The organism is Agromyces aureus, from assembly GCF_001660485.1.
GTDB classification, from domain to species: domain Bacteria; phylum Actinomycetota; class Actinomycetes; order Actinomycetales; family Microbacteriaceae; genus Agromyces; species Agromyces aureus.
The window spans coordinates 1,108,668-1,129,215 of sequence record NZ_CP013979.1; the positions used below are offsets into that span (position 1 = coordinate 1,108,668).

Annotated in this window: 12 protein-coding genes; 4 read left to right on the plus strand and 8 right to left on the minus strand. The window is 70.7% G+C overall.

Annotated elements, in window-relative coordinates:
- Positions 1 to 80: 80 nt before the first annotated feature.
- Entirely contained in the window at positions 81 to 3,236 is a 3,156-nt protein-coding gene (locus ATC03_RS04755) for a golvesin C-terminal-like domain-containing protein (RefSeq protein ID WP_067873761.1), read from the minus strand.
- A gap of 404 nt (positions 3,237 to 3,640) precedes the next feature.
- Between ATC03_RS04755 and ATC03_RS04760 the strand changes: the two genes are divergently transcribed.
- The 3 genes from ATC03_RS04760 to ATC03_RS04770 all read left to right on the plus strand — a co-directional run bounded on the left by ATC03_RS04760 (position 3,641) and on the right by ATC03_RS04770 (position 7,212).
- Entirely contained in the window at positions 3,641 to 4,261 is a 621-nt protein-coding gene (locus tag ATC03_RS04760; RefSeq protein WP_067873764.1) for a hypothetical protein, read from the plus strand.
- A 27-nt stretch (positions 4,262 to 4,288) separates the two neighbouring features.
- Positions 4,289 to 6,556: a sulfatase-like hydrolase/transferase gene (locus ATC03_RS04765; protein WP_067881451.1), complete on the plus strand. Its 2,268-nt coding sequence runs from the start codon at positions 4,289 to 4,291 to the stop codon at positions 6,554 to 6,556.
- 134 nt (positions 6,557 to 6,690) lie between these two features.
- The gene (locus ATC03_RS04770) at positions 6,691 to 7,212 is read left to right on the plus strand and encodes a LacI family DNA-binding transcriptional regulator (protein ID WP_067873767.1); all 522 of its coding nucleotides are present in this window, start codon (positions 6,691 to 6,693) and stop codon (positions 7,210 to 7,212) included.
- Positions 7,213 to 7,353: 141 nt separating this feature from the next.
- Here the strand turns inward: ATC03_RS04770 and ATC03_RS04775 are convergent, their stop codons facing one another.
- The 3 genes from ATC03_RS04775 to ATC03_RS04785 form a co-directional block, all read right to left on the minus strand.
- A complete protein-coding gene (locus ATC03_RS04775; protein ID WP_067873769.1) occupies positions 7,354 to 7,977 on the minus strand; it encodes a hypothetical protein in 624 nt (207 codons plus the stop codon).
- Positions 7,978 to 8,073: 96 nt separating this feature from the next.
- Positions 8,074 to 12,996, minus strand: a complete 4,923-nt coding sequence (locus tag ATC03_RS04780) for a glycoside hydrolase family 2 (protein ID WP_067873772.1) — start codon at positions 12,994 to 12,996, stop codon at positions 8,074 to 8,076.
- Positions 12,997 to 13,167: 171 nt separating this feature from the next.
- On the minus strand, positions 13,168 to 13,776 hold the full coding sequence (locus ATC03_RS04785; protein ID WP_067873775.1) for a TetR/AcrR family transcriptional regulator: 609 nt from the start codon (positions 13,774 to 13,776) through the stop codon (positions 13,168 to 13,170).
- A 79-nt stretch (positions 13,777 to 13,855) separates the two neighbouring features.
- Here ATC03_RS04785 and ATC03_RS04790 point away from each other — a divergent pair, with 79 nt between their 5' ends.
- Positions 13,856 to 14,383, plus strand: a complete 528-nt coding sequence (locus ATC03_RS04790) for a hypothetical protein (RefSeq protein WP_067873778.1) — start codon at positions 13,856 to 13,858, stop codon at positions 14,381 to 14,383.
- Here the strand turns inward: ATC03_RS04790 and ATC03_RS04795 are convergent.
- The 4 genes from ATC03_RS04795 to ATC03_RS04810 form a co-directional block, all read right to left on the minus strand.
- A complete protein-coding gene (locus ATC03_RS04795) occupies positions 14,363 to 17,683 on the minus strand; it encodes an Ig-like domain-containing protein (protein ID WP_067873781.1) in 3,321 nt (1,106 codons plus the stop codon). The genes ATC03_RS04790 and ATC03_RS04795 overlap by 21 nt on opposite strands.
- A 67-nt stretch (positions 17,684 to 17,750) precedes the next feature.
- Complete coding sequence (locus tag ATC03_RS04800) at positions 17,751 to 18,110, minus strand: iron chaperone (RefSeq protein WP_067873787.1); 360 nt, start codon at positions 18,108 to 18,110, stop codon at positions 17,751 to 17,753.
- Complete coding sequence (locus tag ATC03_RS04805) at positions 18,107 to 19,558, minus strand: carboxylesterase family protein (RefSeq protein WP_067873790.1); 1,452 nt, start codon at positions 19,556 to 19,558, stop codon at positions 18,107 to 18,109. The genes ATC03_RS04800 and ATC03_RS04805 overlap by 4 nt, the downstream gene beginning before the upstream one ends.
- A 124-nt stretch (positions 19,559 to 19,682) precedes the next feature.
- The gene (locus ATC03_RS04810; protein ID WP_067873793.1) at positions 19,683 to 20,441 is read right to left on the minus strand and encodes an endonuclease/exonuclease/phosphatase family protein; all 759 of its coding nucleotides are present in this window, start codon (positions 20,439 to 20,441) and stop codon (positions 19,683 to 19,685) included.
- Between the last annotated feature and the right edge of the window lie 107 nt (positions 20,442 to 20,548).

The following is a 20,548-nucleotide window of genomic DNA, read 5'->3' on the forward strand; positions in this document are numbered from 1 at the left end:
TCCTTTCGAATGCGACCAGTATGGCGGAGGAAGGGCGCCGCGGCCCGGCGTCGGTCCGCGTCGCCCGTGGGCCACCCGGCTCAGGGCGAGGGCGCCGTAGTGAACACCCGAACCGCATCGGAGCCGCCGTACACCGTCAACGCGAGGTCGACGACCCGCCCCGACACGTCGACCTCGTCGTCGTACTCGAGTCCCTGATCGACGTGGGTCGAGTAGGTCGTCCCTGTCGAGCCGAACGCCGCGGAGGTCGCCTGCAGGTCGGTGGCGCTCGAGGCGACCGCCAGGACGTCCCCATCGAACAGCAACGAACCCGTGAACGTGGCGCGGACGTTATCCGACCCGATCCGGTCGGCGTGGACGTAGTGCACGTTGACGCGGGTTCCGGCCGGGATCGTGATGCCTCCGACCGTCACCGGGGCGGCAAGGGCCTGGCCGAGTCGCTCGGCGAAGACGCGGATCGTCCCATTGCGCTCCCACGCGCCCGCGACGACCGAACTCGGAGGGGCCTCGACCTGCGTCGTTCCCGCCGCCGGGTCGGCCGCCCGGACTCCGGTCACGTCCGCGAGCGCCCACGTCTGCGGCTTCGAACCCGCCGCGGGGTACTGTCCGATCGGTGCGCCGTCCGTGAGGACCTCGCCGTTCGTGCCCAGTGCCTTGCCCGTCGCCTGATTGAGGATCCTCACGAGGCCGTCGCGGAGATCGAGCACTCGCCATCTCTGCGTCGGCTGGCCGCTATCGCCCGTCAGCGTCACGGCGGCGGTCGTCGCGTTGGCCGTGAGCACGTCGCCGCTGGCGTGGTGCACGATCGCGACGACACCGGGCGTGCCGGTGGGCTCCAGCCGCCAGGTCTGGGCAGGCAGGCCGGCACCCTGCTGCACGACGGCGCCGCTCGCGGATTCTGCGAGTCGCAGGGCGCTGTGCGCGTTGGTCAGCACGGAGTGGTGTCCGGTGATCGTCGTGGCGTGTTCGTTGAGCAGGGCCACGCCTCCGGGCAGGCCGCTGATATTCGTGCTCGTTCCGGCCTCCACGGTCACCGGCTGCGTCGAATACGGACCCATCCAGTCGATGGTGTTGTCGGCGAAGTGCACGCCGTCGGACTGCATCACCGTGATGACCGACGTCGTCACGATGTCGCAGCGATTGTCGCGCGGGGCCCAGACCCGGTGGCTGTTGAGGAACTGGTTCCCGGTCACGCTCACGTTCGCGGCGTTCGCGATCAGGAGATTCAGACCTCGGATGTCGACGAAGGTGTTGTCGGTCACCTCGATGTCGGGCGAGAGGAAGCCGGTGCGGCCGAGTGACTCGTCGGCCTCGAACGAGACCGCGCCGCGCTGACATCCGTTCCAGACGCCGCCCGCGGAGTTCGGCGAACTGTAGATCTCGTTGCGCGCGATGACGAGGTGTCCGCCGGCGTTGGCATGGGAGTTCGACCAGATCTCGCTCGCGACCGAGATCGCATTCGCCCCTCGGATCCAGTTGTCCGTGATCTCGCCGTTCGGCGCCTTCACGAGCAGGCCCCGGCCCGAACTGTCGACTCGGTTGTTCCGGAAGACCCAGTCGGCACCCATGCGGTCGGGACTCGTGACCTTCGTGCCGACGGTCCACGGGCTCGGCACGTCCAACGTGGCCGTGAAGAGCTGCTTCGCGTCAGTCGGATCGTCCGTCTTGCGCAGTGCCGTGATGGTGGCGGAGACGTCCCCGAGCCATTGCTGCAGCCGGTCGCCCGTGTGCGCTCGTCGCCAGACATCGTCCTCGAACCGCAGCGTGACGATGGTCGGGTCCGCGGCGTCGACGGCCACGACCTCGATCGGGCCCACCCCGGGGTTGCTGAAGGTGTCGTCCCCGGCGTTGACGAACAGCGAGTTCTCGATCGTCGGCCCCTTCTTGACCGACTGGAACTGCAGCCCGTCATGGACCGAACTCATGATGGGCTCCTCGGTGGCGCCCTGCGGTTTCGCCGGTGGGATGAGCTGGAATCCGTCGAGGTGCAGGTTGCCGCCGCCCACCGCGTTCATGAGGCCCATCGCGGGGGCGCCTCGAAGGATGACGTCGCGCAGCGTGACATCCGTGCCGTCGACGCTGATGGCCTGGGTGTGCGACGTGATGTCGCCGATCGTCACGATGTCCCCGACCTTCGCGCCGGAGAGGAGCCACGGGTTGGTCGACCCGGACACGCGGAGGAGTCCGGCCGCCTGGTCCTCCCAGACGAACGTGCCGCCATCGGCGAAGCCGTGCTGCAGGCGCAGGTCGGCGTCCCAGGTGATGACGCGTCCGGTCGGGTTCGCGGGCTTCCGGAAGCCGGTGGAGATCTCGACGACCATGGACCCGCCGGCCTCGGCCGAGGTCTCGCGGACCCGGCCCTGCGTGTACGGCATCGTCTCGTACGTGATCGTCAGGCCCTCGACGGTGACCCCGTTCGACGGGATGTAGAGCGCCTGTCCAGCCGGATTCGTGAGGACGAGCCACGCGCCGTCGGCGTTGATCGTCATGCCCGGGTAGTTCTTCAGGTTGAGGGTCGCTGCCTGCTTGTACGTTCCCGGCGCGATCGTGACCGTGGTCGATCCGGCCGCCTTGGCCCGATCGAGCTGTTTCACGATGCTCTCCTGTTGGGTCGGCCCCAGGCGGATCGCGTCGGCGATGACGGTTCCCGTGCCGCCGACGCCGGCTGCGAGCTCGACGTACCCGCCCGTGCCCGCGTCGAAGCGATGGTTGCCGAGGAACAGCCACTCGCCGCGGGCGGCGACGCTCTGGTCGACGGAATGCGTTTCCGTGGTGGCATCCGCCGAGTTCACCGTGAACTTCGCCGCGGTGGCACGACCCTTCCCGACGCCGTCGGGCATCCACGCGTAGACGCCGTACCAGCCGGTCGTCTGCACGTCGGGCGTCCATCGCGCGGTCGCTCCCGAGTTCGCGAACGCGTAGGCGTAGTCCGTCCCGAGGAAGCCGGACATGCCCGATGAGGTCGCCCAGGGAACGCCGCCCGCGCTGGATGAGAACCCGGGGTCGACGTTGTCGACGACCACCTCTGAGCCGGGAGACGTTGGGAACGGGTCCGTCGGCGGGGGAGGCGCGTCGATGACGGGACGCGGCGACGGCGCCGGCGCCGCGGATACGGCCGCGTCCGCGGGCGGTGCGGACAGGAGGGCCGCCGCCACGGCGGCGATGAGGATCCAGCTGGTGCGGATGAGTCGTCTGGCCTGCTGCCCCGGGCGTGCGCTGAGGTCTGCGTCGGTCATGGTTCTCCACTCGATGTTCGTCGTTGAGCATGAGGAGCTTTGGTGTGCACTGCGCCGTCGTCACGGGCTGTCGAGGCCGCTTTCAGCGGAAGTAGGCCAAAAGCCGCCCGATCGTCGGCAGATGTCGATCCCGGCCAATGTAGCGCTGCGGGGGTGGGAGGGGAAGAGATCCTCAGGAAAAAGTGCGCATGGTGCGCATTCACCATGTCCGAAACACTCTTTGGTGACTCTATATGTGCATGCGCAGTGCAACATGTGTTGCTGACATGCAGTGTGTGCGCTACGTTCGTGTCGATCCGGTGGGATCCGGAGCAGGGCTTCGGCTCTGCCCCGAGCCGGACGGTCCAGACATCGCCCGATGTCCCTTCCGCCCGACCACGGGCGACCACCTCTGGAGGCACTCGATGAAGAGATCCGACCTGCTGCGATGCTCCGCCGCGATCGCGGGAACGCTCGCCCTCATGGGAGCGGCGACCGCCGCGTTCGCCGAGGAGACGCACGGCGAGGGGATCGTCGAGGTCGGGGTCGAGGTCGCGGAGATCAGCGAGCCCGGAACGCTCGCGCTGACCGTGGCCGGCACGTCGGCTGTGCTGACGGAGACGGGGGAAGGCGAGCTCATCCGCGAGTTCACGGGTACCCTCCCGGCGGTCACCGTGACCGACACCCGTTCGCCCGACGAGATCCCGCAGGGGGCGTACTGGTACGTCCTGGGCAGCGCGACCGACTTCGTGGGCGCGACGGGTCAGGCTCCCATCGATGCCGGGCATCTCGGCTGGACCCCGGCGATGATCGACGGCGGCGAGTCCGGACTCGTCGGCGAAGGGGACCCGGTCGGCACGGTCCTCGACCCCGGACCGAACAACGTCGGACTGGTCGACCAGGAATTGCTGGCGGCCGCGTGGGATTCCGGCGACGTGGCATCAGACGGCCAATGGACCGCCACCGCGGAACTCGTCCTCCGGACTCCGGCGTCGGTGGCTTCCGGCGACTACTCGTCGTCGCTGACCCTCTCGCTCTTCGAGTAGCCGGACGTGATGGAGATGGAGCAGACGATGACACGCGATGACGGCCGGGCGGCGACCCTCAACCGACGGCACTTCCTGATCGCGGGCGGTGCGGCGATCGGTGCGGCGGTGGCCGCAGGCGACCCGTTGACGGCGTGGAGCGCCCGAGCCGCGACATCCGGGGCCCGTCGGCCGAACATCGTGATCGTGCTCGCCGACGACCTCGGCTACGGCGAACTCGGCTCGTACGGGCAGAGCCGGATCAGCACCCCGAACCTCGACCGACTCGCGCGTGAGGGCGTCCGGTACACGGACTTCTATGCCGGGGGACCGGTGTGCGCGCCATCGCGGTGCTCGATGCTGACCGGCATGCACACGGGGCACGCCACCGTCCGCAACAACCCCGAGCCGGGCAGCGGCGACGAGCCGTTGCGCGACGACGAGGTCACCTTCGCGCTGCTGGCGCAGGCGGTCGGGTATCGCACGGCACTCTTCGGCAAGTGGGGCTTCTCGCCCGATGACCCCACGCACCCGAGCGGCCCGAATGCGCAGGGCTTCGATGAGTTCCTCGGCTACCTGACCCACACGCACGCCCACGACTACTACCCGGATTCGCTCTGGCACAACGCCGATCGGCTCCAACTCCCCGAGAACCAGGGCGGCGGAACCGGCACCTACGCACCGGACCTGTTCGCCGACCGGGCGCTGCAGTTCATCGAGGACCACCGCGAGGACCCGTTCCTGGTCGTCCTCTCGACCAACGTGCCGCACTTCCCCCAGCAGGTCCCCGACCTCGGGCAGTACGCCGGCATGCCATGGGGGGAAGGCAATCTCGCGCACGCGGCGCAGATCACGCGAATGGATGCCGACGTCGGCCGGCTCGTCGCGAAGCTCGAGGATCACGGCATCGCCGAGGACACCGTCATCCTGTTCGTCAGCGACAACGGACCGCACGAAGAGGGGACTCCCGCCCACGATCCGGACTTCTTCGATGCCAACGGCCCGCTCCGAGGCTACAAGCGCAACCTCTACGAGGGCGGCATCCGGGTTCCGGCCATCATCTGGGCACCCGGGCTCGTCGGAGCGGCTGCGGGCAGCACCGCCGTGGAGCCGTGGGCGATGTGGGACTTGCTTCCCACGGTGGCCGAGCTGACCAGCGCGCCGGTGCCGCCGTTCGTCGACGGCCGCTCGATGCTGCCGTCGTTCGACGACACCGCCGACGATGTCCAGCGGGCGGAGCGCCCGATGTACTTCTGGCGCCTCGAGCCGTACACGACCGGTCGAGCGCAGGCCGCCGAGGGAGGCCGGGTCCGGCACGCCGCGGAGGCGCTTCGACAGGGGCGTTGGAAGGCGGTGCGATTCGCTCCGGATCGTGACCGCTCGGTGCCCGACGACGCGTGGAGCGTCGAGCTCTACGATCTCGCGAGCGACGTCGGCGAGACGACGAACGTCGCCGCGCAGCATCCGGAGGTGGCGGCATCCCTCGTCGCGCTCATGAAGCGATCCTGGATCGAGCCGCCCATGCCCAGGGAGCCGTGGCGACCTGACGGACTGACGATCGAGGCGCCCGAACTCGTCCGCGCCGGGGCCTCCGTCGAGGTCCGGGTGACCTTCGCCAATCACCGGAGCCAGGATGTGTCGAACCTCGGCCTGCAGCTGCGCGTGCCCGATGGATGGTCGGCGTCGCCGCCCCGTCGCCGGCCGGTGCTCCGCCCCGGTCGGTCGACGGAGGTCCTCTTCACCGTGGTGGCCGGGCCGGCGCTCGGCGGGGCGCAGCAGGTGGTCGCGGTGGCCACGTACACGTTCGCCGGCGCCGTCGCCGAGACCACCCTCGCCGCGACCGTGCGATCCACGCCCGCTCCGCCGCAGGCGACCTCGTACGTGAGCGATCTCGAATGGCTGTCGTCGACGAACGCGTGGGGGCCGGTCGAACGGGACCAGAGCAATGGCAAGAACGGCGCGGGCGACGGGCCGGCGATCTCGATCGCGGGGCTGACGTACGCGAAGGGCCTCGGCGTGCACGCCCCGTCGGAGGTGTCCGTGTACTTGGGCGGCGCCTGCACCCGCTTCACCTCGGTGGTGGGGGTCGATGACTTCTCGGCACGGCAGGGCACCGCGGGCAGTGTCGTGTTCCAACTCTGGGGCGACGGGCGCAAGCTGTACGACAGCGGTCTCCTGACCGCGGCGGCCGGCGCACGGAACGTCGATGTGGGCATCGCCGACGTCGACGTGCTGAGGATGGTCGTGACCGACGGCGGCAACGGCAACCAGACCGATCACGCATCATGGGCCGACGCGAAGGTGCACGTGGCGTGAGGCGTGCCCCGCGCAGAGCGAGGTCGGCTGCGCGTGGGCTAAATGAATTTCTTACGCGTGCGCGCGCGTCTCTTGGATGGTAAATTCTTTGCATGCGGTGACCTTGCCGCAGGCTCCGAGGAGATACGCCGGACATGCCCCAGCGCAACGCCGCCACCATCCGGGATGTCGCGACGCACGCTCGTGTCTCGTCGCAGACCGTGTCGCGCGTCGCACGCGGGCGCCCTGAGGTCGCGCCCGCCACGCGGAGCCGGGTGCTGCGAGCCATGCAGGAACTGGGATACCGGCCCAACGGATCGGCTCGCGCGTTGCGCGGAAGCGACCATGGACCGCTCGTCGTGCTGTACGAGGCGCCCGGCACGAACCGCACGCTGTCGGTGCTCGGAGTCATCGCCGCACTCGCCAGGACGGCAGGGTCGCGCCTCGTCACGGTGCCGGTGTTCGCCGGCGGCGACGACCTCCTCGCCACCGCCGACCTGGCGTCGGCCCGTCACGTGGTCTCGTTGGACCGAGCCGGCGCCGGGCGGCTGGGCCCCGAGTCGAACGCGATGCTCATCTGCGTGACCAGCGGACCCGAAGGGCGTGACGAGCACTCCGGAGGCGACTCGGCGGTCGAGCAGGTCAGGGCGCTGCTCGGGTCGTCGCTCTCCGCGTGAGCGCGTCCCGCGGATGCGCAGCTGAACCGCGAGGTGATCGAGAGGCACGTCGCGGTCCCGGACGAACGAACGGATGCCGCGGCAGCACGTGCTGCCGCGGCATCCGCCGTTCGTCGTCGTCTCACCCGACGACGGAGGGACTCACTCGAACAGCGAGAGGGTGACTGTGCCCGTGTAGGACCCGGGAGCGACCGTCGCCGGCGTGCGCAGGAACAGGTCGGCTGTGGCGGTCCACTGACCCTCGGGGGCGACCTCGGCCGAGTCGCCGGCGATCGCGAAGAGCTCCTGGTCGACGAGGCCGACGGCGTCGGCGCCCTGGTCCATCACGGTGCCGACCGGGTCGCCCTCGGCGATCAGCCCGGTGTCGCCGCTGTCGATCAGGCGCGGCGTCCAGCCGAGGTTGCCGGCGCCGATCTCGGGCTGGCCGGCGTTGCCGGTGAAGCCCGATGACGAGCCGAGCACGTACCAGCCGGCACCGTCGGGGATCTCGTCGCCCGTGCGGGTGTCGGTGATCGACACCGTCGGCAGGGTGCCGACGAACTGGCGCACCAGGTCGGTCGAGCCCTGCTCGGTCAGAGCGGTCGAGCCCGCCGCGACGGTCATCGCGAGCACACCGGGTTCGGTGATCTCGGCGATCTCGACGTTGACGTCGACATCTCCGGAGCCGAACTCCGCTTCCTCGGCGAAGGCCGCCCCGGCCACGCCGACCAATGCCAGGGCGCCGACGGATGCCGCGGCGAGCCGCAGGCCAAGCGAACGTCTCATGTCATTCCACCTTTCGTTTCGCCCGTGAGTGGCACCGGCCAGCGAGGCCGGTGCGGGGGTGGCGCGCCCGGGCCGCGCGCCACCCCCGGTTCTGGTTCAGCAGGTGCGTGCGGTGTTGGCTGCGACGAGGTGCACGGTCTGCGTGGTGCCGTCGATCACCGCGGTCACGGTGATGTCGGTCTGTCCGGCGGGCAGGTCCTTCACCCGGGTCGTGAACGCGTGGAAACCGGTCTTGCCGCCCTGTACCGCGGTCAGCGTCTTCGTTCCGTAGACGCCGTCCAGTCGCACGTCGACCGGGGTGTCGCCGTTGTTCGCGGCGTTGACCTGCAGCACGGCCTTGCCGGCGATGCACCGGCTGGTCGCGGTGACCGACACGTCGATCGCGGGTGCGGCGGTCACGGTGAGGGTCGCGGTCGCGGTCCCGGTCCAGCCGTCGGCGTCGGTCTCGGTGGCGACCGCGTCGGTGTACGTGCCGGCCGTGAACGGTGCTGCTGCGGTGATCGACCAGTCCAGGTCGGCGTCCACGGTGCCCTCGCCCAGGACGGTGCCGTCCGCGGCGGTCACGACGACGGTGTTGCCCTCGGTCGTGCCGGTACCGGTGATCGCCTCGTCGGGCGCGATCTCCTGGTCCGCGAACCCAGGCTCCGGCGCGGTCGGAAGCCCCGCCGTACTCGTGTCCGTGAACCGCACCGCCGACGCCCGCAGGAACCCGTCCTTGCCGGTCAGCACCACGGTCGGCTGGTGCGTCGCATCGAACCGGTGCTCGCCCAGGTCGACCCACGTGTTGCTCAGGGCGACCTGGTCGACCTTCACCTGAACGTCGCCGTCGGCGGTCTTCACCACGTACGTCGCGTCCTTCGTGCTGGTGCTGCTCGCGGGCAGGGAGGCTGCCACCCGGTAGGTGACCTCGCCGGTGACCTTCGGCGCCGTCCAGGTGGCCGACGCGTTGGCGGTCTTCGGGATCTCGGCGTACATCGAAGGGTGGCCGCCGATGCCGGTGATCCCGCTGGCGAGCCAGCCGCTGCTCGTGCTGAACGGCACCGAGCCGTCGGCACGCGCGGTCTTGTCGGCCGTCGACACGATGATCGGGCACCGCTCGTCGCCGGCGGCCGTCACCGGCGCAGAGGCATCGGACACCGACCGGCCGAGGATCGCGGCGACCTGGTAGTCGCCGGGGTTCTCGCCGAGCTTGCCGAGTGCGAACTCGGCACCGATCACCGTGCTCGACGTGGTCGCGCCGCACCGCTCGGAGGTGACGACGTAGCCGTCGGCGCCCGAGTCGTCCCAGGTGAGGAACGCGTCGTTGCCGCGGTTGACGACCTTCAGTCCGGTGGGCACGGTCGCTTCGCCGGTCGGGGTCTCGGCGCGGGTGCGCACCGTGCCCGACCACGCTTCGGAGGTGCCGCCGGCGCTTTCGGCCGTGACGGTGACGGCGTACTCGCGCTGCGGTGCGAGCCCGTCGAGCGGGATCAGGTCGATGCCCGACCGCTCGACGGTGAACGCCTGGTCGACGCCTTCGCCGTCGACCGTGACGTGGTAGCGCTCGGTGCGGTTGGACGGAGTCACGACGATGCCGGCCGTGTTCGGGCCGCCGATCAGGCCGCGCACGTCGAGCACGGGGGCGTCGTCTGCCGCGAGGGGCGTGGCCTGCAGGGCCTCGCTCCACTCCGACTTCGCCGAGCTCGCGTCCTTGTCGGCGACCTCGCGGATGCGCACGTCGACCGCGGTTCCGGCTTCGAGACCCTCGATGCGGGTGCCGGGGCGGTTCTGCGTCGTGTACGTCTCGAGGTCGGCGTCGGTCGCGGCATCCGTGACCTTCACCTGGAACCAGCCGTCGCGGGTCGGGCTCGAGTAGCCGAGCACCACGCCGCCTTCGATGGGTTCGAGGTTCAGCACCTTCGGCGGCACGGTCAGCGAGCCGGTGGGCGTCGCCTTCGCGTCGTCGGATGCCCCGGCGCCGGTCGAGCCGACGGCCGCGACCGTCACCGTGTACTCGGTGCCGTTCGCCAGGCCGCCGAGGTCGGCGAACCGCTCGCGAGTGGTGACCGTTTTGCTCGTGCCGTCGGGTGCGGTGGCGATGGCGCGGTACTTGCCGATGCCGGCCTCGTCGTCGAACGCGACGCGGATGACGCCGTTGCCGGCGACGACCTCGCGGATCGCGGGAGCGGCGGGCTTGGCGGCATCGGTCGTCGAGACCGAGACCTCGTAGCCCGTGGGCGAGAGCAGCGTGGCGCGCACCCGCGTGGCCGCCGACTCGGCGTTCCACGAGACGGGCACCTCGAACGCGGCGTCGCCGGGCGTGATGTCGGGCAGGTCGACGACGGTGCCGCCGATCGCCTTGCCCGATGCATCGAACGCCTGCAGCGTGACCTGGTAGTCGCGCAGGATGTGCGACGGGCCGTCAGCGGGAACCGCGCCCGAGGGCGTGATCGCCACGACGCCGAGTCCGCCGCCGGGGGCGACTGCGACGTCGGTCAGTGAAAAGGACTTGACCGGCGCGTTGGAGATCTGCGTCTCGTCGTAGGCCGCCTTGAGGCGACCCCAGACGTCGGCATTGCCCCAGCCGCGGATGAGGTTCTCGCTCGAGCCGCCGTAGTCGCTGCGGTAGTCGTTGTAGGTCCACTGCGACCAGCCGAACACGAAGTCGCGGCTCTTGAAGTTCGACGCCGTGGTGTCGGCGCCGGTCGAGAAGTCGAGCCATTCACGGTCGATCGGGAAGCTGAACCCGTCGGGGCTGTACTCCGAGATGAACATCGGCTTGTCGTAGTAGCCGTGCATCTTGTCGGGGCCGGCGCCGTAGTTGCCGTACAGGTTGATGCTGACGAAGTCCATGTAGATGGACCCGTCCTGCTGAGCGCTGGTGGTCTCGGCCCGCTCGACCTTGTTGTTCGCGTGGGTGACGAACCGGCTCGGGTCGATCTGGTGGGAGTAGTCGGCCATGACCCGCAGGAACTCCTTGCCGTACGGGTAGTTCGACTCGATCTCGTTGGCGACGGAGTGGGCGAAGATCGAGGCGTGGTTGAAGTCGCGCTCGACCATCTCGCGGAACTCCTGCTTGATCTGGGCCTGATCGCCCTTCATCTCCGCGACGCGGGAGGTGCCCCAGACCGGGACCTCGTCGATGAGGAGCATGCCGATTTCGTCGGCGTAGTCGAGCAGGTCGGGCGACTGGGCGTAGTGCATGATGCGCGTGACGTTCATGCCCGAGGCCTTCATGCGGTCGAGATCGCGACGCACGACCCACGTGGGCTCGACGTTGCCGTTGATCGGGTCGTCGGAGACGCGGTTGCCGCCGGCGCTCTTGAGCGGCTCGCCGTTCAGGAGCATCTTCGTGCCGTCGATCTTGAACTCGCGGATGCCGAACCGGTCGGACTGGGCCGCGTCGTCGGTGTCGGCGGGAGAGTCGAGCGTCAGGTCGAGGCGGTAGAGGTTCGGGTCGTCCATGTTCCAGAGCTCGTACGAGCCCGCGGCGAGGTCGGTCGAGAGCACGGCCTGCGCGGCACCGTTCGCGGGCACGTCGGCCTGGGCGGTGAGGCCCGAGGCGATCACGGCGCCGGTCGCGGCATCCGTGATGGTGCCGGTCAGCGCGACCGTGCGGGCGTCGTCGCCGGCGTTCTCGAGGAACACGGTGGAGGCGATGTGCGCGGTGCCGGCCGTGAGGTCGGGGGTGGCGACGATCTGTTGGCGGTCGACGACGACCTCGCCGGTCTTGACGAGCTCGACCGAGCGGGAGATGCCGCCCCACGACCACCACGCACCCTGCTGGAAGGTGTTGTCGGCACGCACGACGAGGGTGTTCTCGCCGTCGATGAGGTGGTCGGTGACGTCGAAGTCGAACGGGGTGTACCCGCCGGTGTGCTCACCGAGCTTCACGCCGTTCAGCCACACCGTGGCGGTGTTGTAGACGGCGCCGAACTTCAGCCAGGCGCGTTCGCCGGCGGCGGCGCTGAGGTCGCCGGGCTCGAAGGTGCGGCGGTACCAGCCGTTGCCCTCGTAGCGGCCGTAGGCGTCGTGCACGCTCCAGTTGCCCGGAACCTGCTGCGTGTCCCACGCGGTGACATCCGTCGCCGGCTTCTGCCACTCCTGCTGAACGCCGTCGACGTCGGGAGCGGCCGGATCGAGGTACTTCGCGTAGTCCTCGGCCTTGAACTTCCAGTCGCCGTCGAGCGAGATCTTCGACTGGCCGTCGGTGACCTCGTGGCCCGGGCGGTCGGAGGACGTCGCCGCGGCAGGGACCCACTCGCCGTTCCCGGTGACCTCACCGGTGCCGGTGCCCGGCTCGGGCTCCTCGGGCGGGTCGACGGGGGCGGTCCACGGGCAGCCGGCGTTGGCGGCCGGGTGGCCGGCGGGCGTCGAGGTCAGCGGATCGATCGAGATTGCACCGACGCTGATCTTCGTCTTGTAGGAGCCGAGCGCGATCGTGCCGCCGGCGGTGGGAGAGGTGGCCGCGCCGACGAGGGCGCCGTCGACGTAGACGGCGGTGACGCCGGCCGCGCGCTGCACCCGCAGCTCGACCCAGTCGCCCAGCCTCGCGGGCGAGGCGCCCTGGCAGAGGTACTGGCCGGCGATGGGCTTGGAGATCTGGAACTTCACTCTGCCGTCTGCGTCGGCCGTGGTGAACTGCGGGCTGATGCCCGTGCTCTTCCAGTTCGTCGTGTCGCGCATGTCGAGTCCGACCGTGACGGTGCCCGTCGCGTCGGCCGCGTCGATCTTCACGTGGGTGCGGAGCTCGTAGGCATCGGGGAGGGTCAGCGACTGGGTCGGGCGGATGTACCGGCCCGACGTCTGCGACCTGGTGTCGATGCCGACCGTGCCGTCGACGACGGACCATTCCGACGTGGTGGCCGTGATGGCGGTCCAGCCGGAGAGGTTGGAGGCGAACGGCTCGAGGTAGATCGAGCCGGGGCCGACGGCACCGGGGCCGTCGTTTGCGAATGCCGCGGAACTGACTCCGAGGCCGGGGATGAGGATCGCTGCGAGCGAGGCCGCAGCAATACGGAGTGTGGTGGTTGGCCGCACAGAATTCTCCTTCGAATTGTCAGGCGGCAAGAATGTATCGCACCTGCTGCATGTCGACAACAGAAATAGCAAAAGAGTTGCAGTGACGGAATCAAGGTCGACGTGAGGGCATGCCATATGCGCAGATGGAGCACATGAGCGTGCCTGTACGGGCCGGGCGCCCTCGTGGTCTCAGGCGATCTCGCGCCGCGGCGCCACGAGCGGCAAGAACACCTCGTCGACGATCGAGACGAGCTCCTCGTCGGCGAGTGGCTGCAGCGTCAGGAAGAGCTGCATGCGGAACAGGTCGAACGGCACGGCGGCGATGCGGGGCGTCAGCCGATCGCCGTCGAGCTCACCGCGGTCGGCTGCTCGCCGGTACACCGTGCTCAGGGCGGTCGGCCCGGTGCCGATGAAGCGGTCGCGCAGGCTGCCCGGGGTGAGGCCCGCCGCGTCGTAGTACCCGCCGATCTGCGCGCTCAGCAGCCCGAGGAAGCGCTCGGGCCTGCGGTTGGCCGAGCGGAGCAGGGCGAGCAGGTCTCCACGCAGTTCGCCCGTGTCGGGAATCGGGAGCCGGTCGTGCGCGCCGCGCCAGGCGAGCGTCGCCTCGAGCAGCTCCTCGCGGCTCGGCCAGCGTCGGTAGAGCACGGGCTTGCTCGTCTGGGCGCGCTTGGCGATCGCGTCGTACGTGAAGTTCGGGTACCCGGTGAGCAGTTGCTCCCACGCGGCCTCGAGGATCGCGGCCTCGAGTTCTTCTCCGCGGCGACGGGTGTTGGGCGGAGTCGGCGATTCAAGATCCACTTGCGTATCTTATCAGGCCGACCTATATTAGATACCAGCGCGTATCTAAAGCGCGATTCGCCAACGGAAGAGATCCACCATGCAACCCATCCAACTCGTCCTGCTGCTCGGCATGGTCGTGTACGCCATCGTGCGCCAGACGCGCATCAGCACCGCAGGCGGGCCGGCGCGCTTCAAGCTCGCGTTCATCTACGCGGGCATCGGCGTCGCGAGCCTCCTGGTGGGCGGGTGGTCGCCGCCCGAGGGGCTCGGATGGCTGTTCCTGCTCGGCGGCATCGTGCTCAGCGCCGTCGTCGGCGTGCTGCGCGGCCGCCTCACCAAGGTCTGGGTCGCCGACGACGGACAGCTCCTGCGGCAGGGCACCTGGCTCACCGTGTCGCTGTTCGTGGCCGTCATCGCGGTGAAGGTCGCCCTCGGCGTGATCGCCGGGTTCGCCGGCATCGCCGACGGCTCCAGCTTCGCCGAGGTGCTCGTCATCGTGGCGATCATGATCGCCGTGCAGGCCGAGATCGTGCACCGTCGCGCACGGCGACTCTCGGCGACCCGCCCGAGCCCGTCCGTCGGGACGGACATGGCGCTCGCGCCGTCAGCGGCCGCGAGGCCCTGACCTGCGGGCCCGGGCGCACTCGACGGTCGGGCGGCGAGCGACGAGCGTTCGGCGGGCGACGAGCAGCAGGCCGGCGGCCAGCAGCAGTGCTGCGGCGACACCGCCGGGCGCCGGATCGACCCCGGTCGCCGGCAGCCCGGACGACGCGCCCGCCGGAGGGCCGGGCGCCCCTGGCGTGCCCGATGCGGGCGGCGGATCCACCGGAGGCTCGACCGGCGGCCCGACCGGCGCCTCGGCCACGACGACGCGCACGCTCGCCCTCGCGAGCGTGCCGTTCGTGTCGAGCACGGTGTACGGCACCACCGGGGTGAGCCCCGAGAATCCAGCGGCGGGGACGAAGGCCACCGCCCCGCTCGTGGCATCGACCGTGAACGTGCCGACCCCGTCGAGCGTCAGGGTGCGACCGTCGGCCGACAGCGCCGCGGGGTCCGATCCGACCGGCAGCTCGAGGCGCACCGACCCGGCCACGAGCGGCGCGGGCGCGCCGCCGTCGACCTCGTTGCCGCTCACGTCGTTCGCGAGCAGGTCGATGACGAGCGGCTCGCCGAACGGCGTCGTGGCGTTGTCGACGCCGGCGACCGGCGTGACGGCCGTGACCGAGATCGCGAGTTCGCCCTCGGCCGAGGTGCCGTTCGCGTCGACCACGGTGTACGGCACCCGGGTCGCCTCGCCGACGAAGCTCGCCACGGGGTCGAACGACACGAGTCCGGTGGCCGCATCGACCGCGTATTCGCCCTCTCCCGGCACCACGAGCGACCGGCCGTCGGCGCCCAGCACCGTTCCGGCCGGAGCGCCGGGAGGCAGCAGCAGCGCCACGCTCGACGGCGTCAGGGGCACCGCTTCGTCGCCGGGCACGTCGTTGGCGAGCAGGTCGACCGTGATCGGGGTGGCCTGCGGGGTGGTTGCGGCATCCGGCGTGGTCTCGGGCACGACCGCCGTGACCGAGATCGAGATGACGGATGCTGAGACGGTCCCGTTCTCGTCGGCGACCGTGTACGGCACGGGGGTCGCCTCCCCGATGAAGGTCGGCAGCGGCGTGAACGCGACGCCGCCGAGGCCGTCGGGCGCGTAGGCGCCCTCGCCGGCGATGGTCACCACGCCCTCGGGCGAGATCGTCGATCCGGGGGGAGCCCCGGCGGGCAACTGCAGGGCCAGCGATCCGGGCACGATGGCGATGGCGGCCGTGCCGGGTTCGTCGTTGGTCAGCGGCTCGACGACGATCGTGGCGCCCTGCGCGGTCGTCGCGGCATCCGGAACCGCTGCGGGCGTCACGGCGAGCACCGTCACGACGATGGTCGCGGTCGCCGTCAACCCGGCGGAGTCCTGCACCGAGTAGGGTGCGGGCGTCGCGATCCCGACGAAGGTCGGGTCGGGCGCGAACGTCGCCTCGCCCGTGGCCGGGTCGACGGTGTAGACGCCCTCGCCGCCGATCGTGAGCGTGCGGCCGTCGGCCGAGACGCTCGATCCGGCGGGTGCGGCCGGTGGCAGGGCGTAGCGGATGGTCTCGGGAAGCAGGGTCTCGGTCGCACTCGACGCCGCGTCGTTCGCGAGGATGGGGCCCGAGACCGGCACACCCTGCAGGGTCGATGTCTGGTCGATCGTGCCGATCGGCTGGGCCACGGCGCTCACGGTGACGGTGATCTCGGCGTTGGCGAGCGTGCCGTTCGCGTCGGCGACCGTATAGGGCACCGCGGTCGCCACCCCCGAGAACGCGGGCTCCGGCGTGAACGTCACCCAGAAGTCGTCGCCGATCTCGTACGAGCCCTCGCCGGCGATGACGAGCGACTTGCCGTCGGCGGCCAGCGTCGAGCCTGCGGGGGCCCCTGGGGGCAGCTGGAACGCGAACGACGTGCGATCTATCGGCACGCTCGGATCGCCGGGCACGTCGTTGTCGAGCACCGGATTGCGAACCGGCGCACCCATGGGCGTCGCGAACGGGTCGTCGCCACCGGCAGGGGTCACGGGCGTCACGGTCGCCGTCGCGCTCGCGCTCCCCGTGCCGCCCCTGGTGTCTGCGACCGTGTACGGCACGGGCGTCGCCTCCCCGGTGAAGCCTGGCTCGGGGGCGAACGTCGCCGTGCCCGCGACATCGACGGTCCAGACGCCCTCACCCGGCACCGTCAAGCGCTTCGCGTCGGGCGCGAGCACGGTGCCCGCCGGCGCTCCGCCGGGCAGCTCGAATCTCACGCTGTCGGCAACGAGTGGGAAGTCCTCCGAACCGCCGGCGTCGTTCTCGAGCAGCGGAAGGTCGACCGCGATGCCCTGCAACGTCGAGACCTCATCGGTTCCGGCGAGCGGTGGAGGCGGGGTATCGAACGGGAAGTCGATCTCCGCGGCATCCGAGTCGACGAGCGAGAACGTGCGGTCCGGCAGCGGCGCGATGCCGGTAGGCGGAGCCACGGTCGCACGGTACGTGCCGGTCGCGATGAGCGAGGGCAGGCTCCAGGTTCCGGATGCCGCGGTCACGGCCGTGCCGACGACGGCCCCCGCCTCGTCGAACACCGTGACGGTCGCGCCCGCGAGCGGGGCGTCGTCGAGCGTGACCGTGCCGCCGGCCGTGAACGTCTTGGCCACGAACCAGGTCTGGTAGATCGGGAATCCGTTGCGCCACTGGTACCGCATGGTCAGCGAGGTCAACGGCACGTTCGGGGCGAACCACGCGGTACCGCCCTCGGTGTCGGCCGCCGTCGGGTTGCCGAGCAGGAGGCCGGTGCTGCCGTCGTCGGTCCACGACGGACGGTCGTTCAGGTTGAGGGCGTCGCACGACGGACCGCCTGAACGGTGGCAGGAGTTGTACGACTCCTGGTAGCCGAGGCCCTCGACGGGCACCGGCGCGCCGTCGGCTCCCGTTGCCGAGAGCGTCACCTGGTCGGCGTCGATGTCGCCGAGCACGAAGGCCCAGCCCGACGCCGGAGTCGGGGAGGCGAAGGTGTACGTCGTGATGGCGGGGGATGCCGCGTTGTTGGCCGCCGGTCGCTGGTTCAGGTACGTGCGGTTCAGGCTCGACCCGAACTCGACGCCGACGGGCGTGCTCGCCGCCTGCCACGTCGAGGCGCCGCTGACCACGGTCGCCGTGCTCGAGGTCGAGGTGAACGTCGTCGCCGGGAAGTTGCCGGGCATCGCCACGGCGCCCGTGTACGGCGCAGCCGAGAGGCTGAACGTGCCCCAGGTGTCGACCTCTGCCGCGCTCGCCGGAGCGATGCACATGGCGGCGACGAGCGCACCCGCAGCGAGCAGGGCGGCCGCGATCTCGGCGGCACGACCCCGGATCGTTCGACGCTCGCGTGTATTGGCGGCCACTCGTCCCCCGGGTACTCGGCCCTGCGATGCTAGGCGGTGCGTCGTCTCGCCACAAGCACGGCGTGCGTCAGGCGTCGCCGCCGTGCAGCTCGAGGGCGAGCCGCGCGATGTCGCGCACGAGGTCGAGCGGCAACGGCTTGGAATACGGCAGGTTCACGGTGTCCTTCGCCGCGCGCCACGGCGCGATGCGCTCCTCGAGCTCGCCTTCGGTGTGCGGCACGGGGTAGAGGCCGATGTGCTGCTTCCAACCGGCGAAGTGGAGCCAGTAGCGACCCCTGATCGAGATGGCCGGGATGTCGTAGCGCAGCTTCTCCTCGCCGTAGGGCAGCACCTCGCGGATCGTCGCCCGAACGGCGGCGAGGCGTTCGGCCGCCTCCCCGTCGAAGGTCGCGAGGTACTCGTCGACGGTGGTGGGCTTGGCGTTCATGCGGGCTCCTTCGCTCGGTCGGACGGTCGGACGGTCGGTCGGTCGATCGGTCGGTCAGCTGAGATCCTCCACCCGCAGGCCACCCTGCCATCCGGGCCGAGCGGGATGCGCGAGCGCGTGATGCGGCCGGTGCGGGCGAACTCCGCCCAGGCGGCGCGCAGCGGTGCGCCGGCCTCGACGAGCGTGCTCGCTCCGTCGGGCGCGAGCAGCGCGGCGCGCGACCACACCGGCACGTTCGGGAAGAGCAGCGGCAGCTCGATCGCGTGCGCTGCGCCCATCCCGCTGTCGTCGGGGTGCCCGTCGAAGACGCCGACCTGCACCCTCGCCCCGCCCGACGCGAGCAGTTCGGCGAACCGCCGCCCGTCGCGCGAGTAGACCTTCTTCGTCGTGGCGCCCACGAGCACCCGACGGGCGAGGGCGCCGAGCAGCGGCACCCGGAACAGTCGCTCGAGCTTCGGCACCGTGCCGAGGTAGAACATCGTCTCCTCGGTGGTCCACGTGACGAGCACGTCGAGGCCGGCGGCGCGGCGACGCCAGGCTTCGGGGATCTCGGCTTCGGCGGGCAGCGGCGCGCGGCCCGCCTCGGGGCCGAAGCTCATGCCCGAGCGCAGGCCGAAGCCCGAACCGGCCTGCTTCGCCACCAGTTGCAGGGCGCCCACGTCGTCGGTCGAGGCATCCGCGGGGATCACGCCGATCGCGTCGCGCATCTTCGCCTGCAACTCGTCGCGGTCGGTGCGGATGCCGAAGGGGGCGCTCTGCAGCACCACGCGCGTGAGGAGGCCCTCGGTGCCGTCGGCGGCGAGCACGTGCGCGATCGCATCGGCGCCAGAGGACTGCCCGAACACGGTGACCTGCTCGGGGTCGCCGCCGAAGCCGGCGACGTGCTCGCGCACCCAGCGGAGTGCGGTGATGACGTCGAGCAGGCCGAGGTTCGCGGGCCGCCGCGGGCCGGCGCCGGGTCCGCTGTCGAGCCCGTCGCCCGCGAACCCGAGCAGCCCGAGCCGGAACGTCGGCGCGACGACGAGCACGCCGTGCTCGCGCGCGAGCGCCGACGGATCGAAGCCGGGCAGGTCGCCCGCGTTCGACACGTGCGCGCCGCCGTGGATCCAGACCATGACGGGCAGGGGGCCTGCGGCGGCCGCGGGGCGCGTGATGGTGACGCGCAGGCAGTCCTCGTCGAGGACGGCGCCTTCGAGCGGTTCGCCGAGGATGGCGGCGCTCGGGCTGGGCGGCTGCGGGCATGCGATGGTCGTGAACTGCAGGTCTGCGGATGACGCGGGGTCGGGGTCCACGGCTTCGGCCGGGGCGAACCGGTCGGCCCGTGCATACCGGATGTTGCGGATGCGCTGCACCCCGTCGTCCTCGACGGCCACGAACGCACCCCAGGGGGTCTCGACGGTGGCGAAGTCGGGCAGCCGGTCGGGCGCACGTTCCGAGAGATCGGTCATCGCACGATTCTGCCGCAGCGGGCCGGTCGGCGGCCAGCATCGGGGCGACGGCGATCGGAGCGGCGACGCGGCGACGCGGCCTCATTCGGGCGAGCGGATGCCGCGACCGAGCGTCGACCCGTGGTCAGGCCACGTGCGGGGTGTCGTCCTCGACGCTGAAGATCGGGGCCGCGTCGGCCGGGACCTCGACGGACGCCGACGCGGCGGCCGCGACATCCGCATACTCGGTGTCGACGAGGATCGGCAGGTGATCGCTCGAGCCGCGGGGGAGCGTCTCGACCTTGCGGATGTCGAAGCCCGCCGACGTCGCGAGGTCGAAGTGCCCGCGGAAGAACTTGTAGCGCGTGTAGGTGCGGCTGTCGCTGAGGGTCAGGTCGTAGCCGGCCTCGCGCACCTTCTCGGCGAGGTTGTCCTTGAAGATCGGGTAGTTGTAGTCGCCGACCATGAGCGTGGGCAGGTTCGGGCCGAGCAGCTGCAGCTCGCCGAGCGCGGCCTTGATCTGGTGCCGACGCAGCGAGTTCAGCGCCGTGAGCGGCGCGGCATGGAACGACGCGACGATCGCCTCGCGCTCGTGCACGCGGTCGAACACGCGGGCGCCGAGCAGTCGTTCGTGCGCGGGCTTCGCGATGCGGTCGTGCAGCGACTTCTTCAGTGCGACCGTGCGCAGGCTGCGCACCTCGATGCGGTCGGGCCGGTAATACACCGCGAGGCCGAGGCGATTGCCCACAGTGGAGTGCGCGAGACGCAGGCGCCCGACGTGCTCGGCGAGGTCTTGCGTGTCGCACTCCTGCAGACAGACGAGGTCGGGCGAGTAGCGCTCATCGAGCGCCGCGAGTTCGGAGATCGCGCGATGCTTGCGGAGGTTGTAGCTGATCACCAGCATCCGATCAGAATAGGCCGACGCGGTGTGATTCGACTGGGGGTTGTGCTGCGAGTTCGCCGAGCGTTCCCGACGAGGGCCTTGAACGCGGATGCCGCGGGCGGGCGTCG